Source organism: Ectothiorhodospira variabilis (assembly GCF_022227625.1).
GTDB lineage: Bacteria > Pseudomonadota > Gammaproteobacteria > Ectothiorhodospirales > Ectothiorhodospiraceae > Ectothiorhodospira > Ectothiorhodospira haloalkaliphila.
In genome coordinates this window covers 1-5,506 of record NZ_JAJNAO010000033.1, presented here as the reverse complement: position 1 = coordinate 5,506, position 5,506 = coordinate 1, and the positions used below count along the sequence as shown (strand labels likewise).

General features: G+C 58.0%; 5 protein-coding genes. 3 read left to right on the top strand and 2 right to left on the bottom strand.

What is annotated here, in order from left to right; translation table 11 throughout:
* A partial coding sequence (locus LPW30_RS15670; protein WP_239681333.1) for a DUF4214 domain-containing protein occupies positions 1-202 on the bottom strand: 202 nt, incomplete at its 3' end.
* Between the two features lie 456 nt (positions 203-658).
* On the opposite strand from LPW30_RS15670, the gene LPW30_RS15665 reads away from it, so the two are divergent.
* The 3 genes from LPW30_RS15665 to LPW30_RS15655 all read left to right on the top strand — a co-directional run bounded on the left by LPW30_RS15665 (position 659) and on the right by LPW30_RS15655 (position 3,265).
* Complete coding sequence (locus tag LPW30_RS15665) at positions 659-2,002, top strand: IS1380 family transposase (RefSeq protein WP_239681332.1); 1,344 nt, start codon at positions 659-661, stop codon at positions 2,000-2,002.
* A 257-nt stretch (positions 2,003-2,259) separates the two neighbouring features.
* A complete protein-coding gene (locus tag LPW30_RS15660) occupies positions 2,260-2,907 on the top strand; it encodes a hypothetical protein (protein ID WP_239681331.1) in 648 nt (215 codons plus the stop codon).
* On the top strand, positions 2,891-3,265 hold the full coding sequence (locus LPW30_RS15655; RefSeq protein ID WP_239681330.1) for a hypothetical protein: 375 nt from the start codon (positions 2,891-2,893) through the stop codon (positions 3,263-3,265). Before LPW30_RS15660 ends, LPW30_RS15655 begins: the two co-directional genes overlap by 17 nt.
* Before the next feature lie 234 nt (positions 3,266-3,499).
* Here LPW30_RS15655 and LPW30_RS15650 read toward each other — a convergent pair.
* Positions 3,500-5,506, bottom strand: a 2,007-nt coding sequence (locus tag LPW30_RS15650; RefSeq protein WP_239681329.1) for an esterase/lipase family protein, incomplete at its 5' end; no start/stop codon positions are given.

Below are 5,506 nucleotides of genomic sequence, written 5' to 3'. Positions count from 1 at the left end.
AGGGCTGGTCAAAGAAGCTCTGCGCGACGGTGGTGGGGGTCCATTCCGGGTCGCCGTGGATATTGTCCACCCAGTAATCCACCCCCTCCACATCGGGTGCGTAGCCCAAAGTGGCCAGGTAGATCTCTGTTACCCGCCAAGGAGTGTCATCTCCCCGCTCGACAGCCTGTGCCGGCCAGCTCACCATCGCCAGGGCGAGCATCACAATCGCACACCCCACCCTTCGCGCCAACACCAGCCGCCAGCAATAACACCCCATCATGGATCCCCCCCGGCGTCCCGGACCCGCCGCCCGTTCCCAGTCCACCCAACGTCGACATGGGCTTGACAAGGCAGACCCCAGACCCGTCCGCCCTCGATAGTCTTTAGAAGACGATATGACCCACGTCAAGCGTGGACATTAAGCTGACGTTTCAGCGCGAACCATTCTCATGTTCTTGGTAAGTCGCTGGTGGTGTTTGAGTTTTCGGTGAGGTGGGTCAATTTTTAGTCGAAAATGTACCCATGTAAATCATGCTTTTTTGATTTTCTACCCGTGACGTTGGGCTATAACCTGAATCCGTGACGAAATCTCGACAAATTTCATGATTAACCTTCAAAAACAATAAGATAAATGAGAAAATCGGGGCTTCCCGTTGCACCAGTTGGGTGAACCCAGATGCCCCTCAAAAAACCCCGCCTTGAGCAGTCGCCGCGCCGGATTCTCACCGCCCATGCGGGGCTGGCACTGATTGGTGAGGCGATTGCGGCATCCCGTCTGGATCAGGCGGTGAAGTCGATGGGATCTTACCGGGGCACCGATCATGGTCGGGTGCTCAGCACCTACCTGGGTTTGCTCACCCTGGGCAAAAGCGACTTTGAAGCCGCCGAGGGGGTACGCAAGGATCCGTTCTTTCTGTCCTGCATGGGCTTGAAGCGCGGCCTGTCGGCAGCGCGCTTGCGTCAGCGGATGGATGCCTCGGCCATGGACTATGCCCGCGCCCTGGACCAGGCCAACCTGACCTTCCTTCAGCAGGCGAAGGTGCCGGTGACACCGTTGTCCTGCGGCCACGTGGCGCTGGATCTGGATCTGTTTGCCCAGGACAACTCGGGCACCCACAAGGAAGGCGTGGGCTACACCTATCGGGGCTTTGACGGCTACGGCGTGATGCCGGCGTATCTGGGTGAAGAGGGTTGGTGCTTGGCCACCGAGCTCAAGCCAGGATCCGAGAACAGCCAGAACGGCTTTGGGTTCGTGCTGGATCGCGTGCTGCCGGCGGCGCGCAGCCTCACTGAACGCCCCATTCTGATGCGCCTGGACAGTGCCCATGATGCCCTGGAAAACCGCGTGCGCGCGCAGGCCGAAGGCATCGACTTCATCATCAAGTGGAACCCCCGACAGGCGTCGGCGGCGGAGTGGCTGGCGCATGCGGATGGCCTGGAGGCGAGCAAGGTCAAGTGGGAAGCGCCCCGCGAGGGTAAGCGGATCGCCACCTTCAGCGTCGACGAAACTCGGAGCTGGCAAGGGCAGGAGTACACCTTCCGACGCGTCATGCGCGTGGTGGAGCGCACCATTGACCGCAAGGGCCAGGCGCTGGTGTTCCCCGACCTGGAGGTCGAGGGCTGGTGGACCTCCCTGGAACTGTCCGATGACGACATCATCGCCCTGTATCGCGGCCATGCCACCTGCGAGCAATTCCATTCCGAGTTCAAGACCGACATGGACCTGGAGCGCCTGCCCTCCGGCAAGTTCGACACTAACACCCTGGTCATGGCAGCGGGCACTTTCGTCTACAACGTCCTGCGCTGGATCGGCCTGCAGGGGCTGATCGGCGATGACTCGCCCGTACGCCATCCCGCCAAGCGCCGTCGCATCCGCACGGTATTCCAGGAGTTGATCAGCCTGCCGGCGCAACTGGTTCACCACGCCCGTCAGGTCTGGTTGCGCTTTGGCGCGCACTGCCCCAGCTTTGCTGCCTTCAAGCGAGTGTTCACACAGCTCCAGGCTTGCGCTTCCGGATAGCGGGAAAAGTCGGCCCACATCCTGAACCCTTGCACACAGCCTGGCGCACAGGCGGTGCGGATACTCGTGGCTCCGGCCCCAGGAATCACCCCCAACTGCTCCTTGGAAAGGCTCGAATTTCATGGATGAACGCCTTCAGGTACCCTGAACGCTGGTTGGCCACCGGTCATAACATCGCTCGCGGGGTCGCTCCCCTGCCAGGGCCGATTTCCGGTCCGGCAGACGGGGTTGGCCACGGATTCAGGTATAATCAGTCCATGTACATCGACATTGTCCCCAATCGCAATTCGCCCCCCGCCATTCTGCTGCGCGAGTCCACCCGCGAAGGCGGCCGCATCGTCAAGCGCACCCTCGCCAATCTCTCGTCTCTGTCCCGCGAACAAGCCGAATCGATTCGTGCTGTCCTCAAGGGGGAGCCGCTGGCTCCGGTCGATAGCCTCTTCGAGGTGGTACGTTCGCGGACACACGGCGCGGTGCAGGCGATCGGCCAGGCGATGCAGCGGTTGCACCTGGGACCCCTGCTGGATTCCAAGCCATCACAGCAACGGGATCTGGTGCTGGCGATGATCGCTGCGCGGGTGCGGGACCCGCAGAGCAAGCTGGCGACCAGCCGCAGTTGGGACCACAGTACGCTGGGCGAGTGGTTCGGGGTTGGCGATGCGGATGAGCATGAGTTGTATGGGGCGCTGGATTGGCTGCTCGAACGCCAGGACAAGATTGAGCAGCGCCTGGCCCGTCGGCATCTGGCGGAAGGGGGGCGCGTCCTCTATGACCTGTCCTCGAGTTACCTGGAGGGGAGCCACTGTCCGCTGGGGCAGCGGGGTGGACTGGATCACGGCGCTCAAGAACGGCGCGATCCGCAAGCTCGTCGATACCGGTGCCATCCAGATGGACCTGTTCGATGAGCGCAATCTCTTCGAGTTCAGCGATCCCACATTTCCCGGTGAACGGCTGATCGTGTGCCGGAATCCCTCATTGGCCACCCTGCGCGGCGAGAAGCGCAATGCCCTGCTTGAGGCCACCACGCGCGAGCTTGAGACGGTGCAACGCATGGTCGCCAGTGGCCGACTGAAGGCGGCCGACAAGATCGGCGTGCGGGTGGGCAAGGTGATCAACAAGTACAAGATGGCCAAGCACTTCGAACTGGACATCCAAGAGGGGCAGTTCCATTTCCAGGTCAACGCGGCCCAGGTCGCCGAGGGGGGTACCCGCTTGACGATGTTATCAATCCACTTGGTGCGTGAGTACTTGCCACGCCACTGAACTTGGCTATGGCGATCCACACCATGGACATGGAAGACAGACTTTGCGATATCCACGCCGACTCGGGTAATGTTCATCAGGAGTTCTCCTCATCCTCGGGCTGGTACGTGTTACTCTCACCCACCAGTATGGCGCAACGACGCCGTTGTAGGGTGGGGAGAACTCCATCCCATTGCTTACCCTGTAAGCCACCCCGAGCGCTCTGAAGCAACCCAGCGGAGACGAACCACTCCTTTACTGTGGGGGCCCTTGGAAACTAACGTTATATTCGCCTGTGCGGGTCGCCCCCCAGGAGGCCACCACCAAGCGATAGGCGCCCGTCTGCTCTAACTTGCAGCTACGACTTGTCGAATAGCAATTAAACGCAGCATCCGTGGAACCCCAGTCTGTTTGGACTAAAGTCCCGTCCGGGTTATAGAGCCATACCCACGGACGCAAATCCCCACTAGTCCTCGCCACCCGAATATGCGCTGGATCCCCGGCAACGGCATAGAATAAGAAAGTATCAATGTCTCCCACCGTCAACTCACCACTGACTACCCCGTTACTGACGAGTGGAACACTCTGGTTCGACTGTGGTACACCCGCATAATGAATTACGTAGCTACCGGAACGACTTGATCCCCAGGACGCCACCACCAAGCGATAGGTGCCTGTCTGTTCTAACTTGCAGCTACGACTTGTCGAATAGCAATTGAACTCCGCATCCGTGGAACCCCAGTCTGTTCGGGCTAAAGTCCCGTCCGGGTTATAAAGCCATACCTCCGGTTGCAAATCTCCACTAGTCCTCGCCACCCGTATATGCGCCGCCTCCCCGGCGTTGAGGTCAAGCTCGAAGCTATCCATATCCCCAACCCCCAACTGACCCCTGATCACTCCGTCATTGATCAGCGAATTAGTTCCGTTCGGTTGCTCTGTTTCTGGTGCATCATTTAGCCAGCCCGCTATCTGCGTATAAACCGAATGCCATGCATACCCACCTACCTGAATGTCCATCTGTCCAATAGATCCGTATCGAGACACAGGGCTGCTATCCGAGTGCCGATACCCCCATCTGGTGCAGAAGCGCCTTAAATCATCCGCAGCGCCTGAATATATGTCGTCGATATTCGGCTTCACATTACGTCCATCTGCGGCAGGAAGGCCTAACACATACTCATGGAGGCCAGCTGGAAAATGACTGGATGTATCTTGCAGTTGACTAATACTCTCGGGCTCACAGCTTCCGTCCGAACAGGAAAACCCTGGATGCGCTCGTTGCCCTTCCCATGAAATCATCCCATCACCATCCCCGAACCTTTGCGTCATTGAAGGTGAACAACCTGAAGTCAAACCATACAAAGCCAGCATCGGCACCGGCATTTCCGAACTATTGTTGGCCAAGTCCACTATAAAGGCGCCGGCATGGTTCTCGTCCACACGAAAATACTTTCTCAAGTCCACATTTTTGGGTACCGCATACCCCCACCAAGCCTGGTATGTATTAGGGTGTCCTTTACCTGCCTGGTAACAAGAGAGCTGGCGACATTGACCGATCACTCGACCACCGTGTTGGGACCTGCCCTTGGGAAGAGTTACGCCGTTGATTGTTGTTTCGTCCGCAATTCCTGAGTGAGGTGTCGCAACGGTGATCAGGCTCGCAACATCATCCGCGTAGGCTCTTTCGGTGGCCATCCCTTGCAAGTAGGTGCGAGCCACCAGACCACCAAATGAGTGTGCGATAATGTGGACCTTGTTACCAGTATTCTGATAGATCAGGTCGATAGCGTCAGCTAAATCTGCCGCCGCATCTTGAAAACGTTGAGACGAACGCCACTGAAAACCGAACACCGCATAGCCCTCATTATGCAGTTGCTCGGTCAGGTGGTTCCAGTAGCCAGGCCCACCATAAAGGATCTCTTCATCAACTTCAAAAGCTTCCGTCCACGAGAGCGAGGCAAATCCTTGATAACCGTGAATGAAAAGCACTGGTGTCTTGTCTGCACAACCACCCGAACCTCGTTTGCCGCACCGGGAAGACAAGCTCCAAATGAGTTCATTATCTGTTATCCTTGTACAAGAACTCCCCTGAAATGCGAGACTATAATAATAGCAGTATATGGGATTAACACTCTCATCAGGCAACCGATTTCGAGCGAGACCGAGATTAATCTGTAAGAGGCGTGCCCGACCAACCCTCCATGTTTCCCACGCATCGGACTGATAGAAGCGCGGCTGGTACATCGTGTCAGAATGGCTGAA

Coding starts and splice junctions, on each gene's coding strand:
- LPW30_RS15665 (WP_239681332.1), top strand. CDS start 659: ATGCCCCTCAAAAAACCCCGCCTTGAGCAGTCGCCGCGCCGGATTCTC.
- LPW30_RS15655 (WP_239681330.1), top strand. CDS start 2,891: ATGGACCTGTTCGATGAGCGCAATCTCTTCGAGTTCAGCGATCCCACA.
- LPW30_RS15660 (WP_239681331.1), top strand. CDS start 2,260: ATGTACATCGACATTGTCCCCAATCGCAATTCGCCCCCCGCCATTCTG.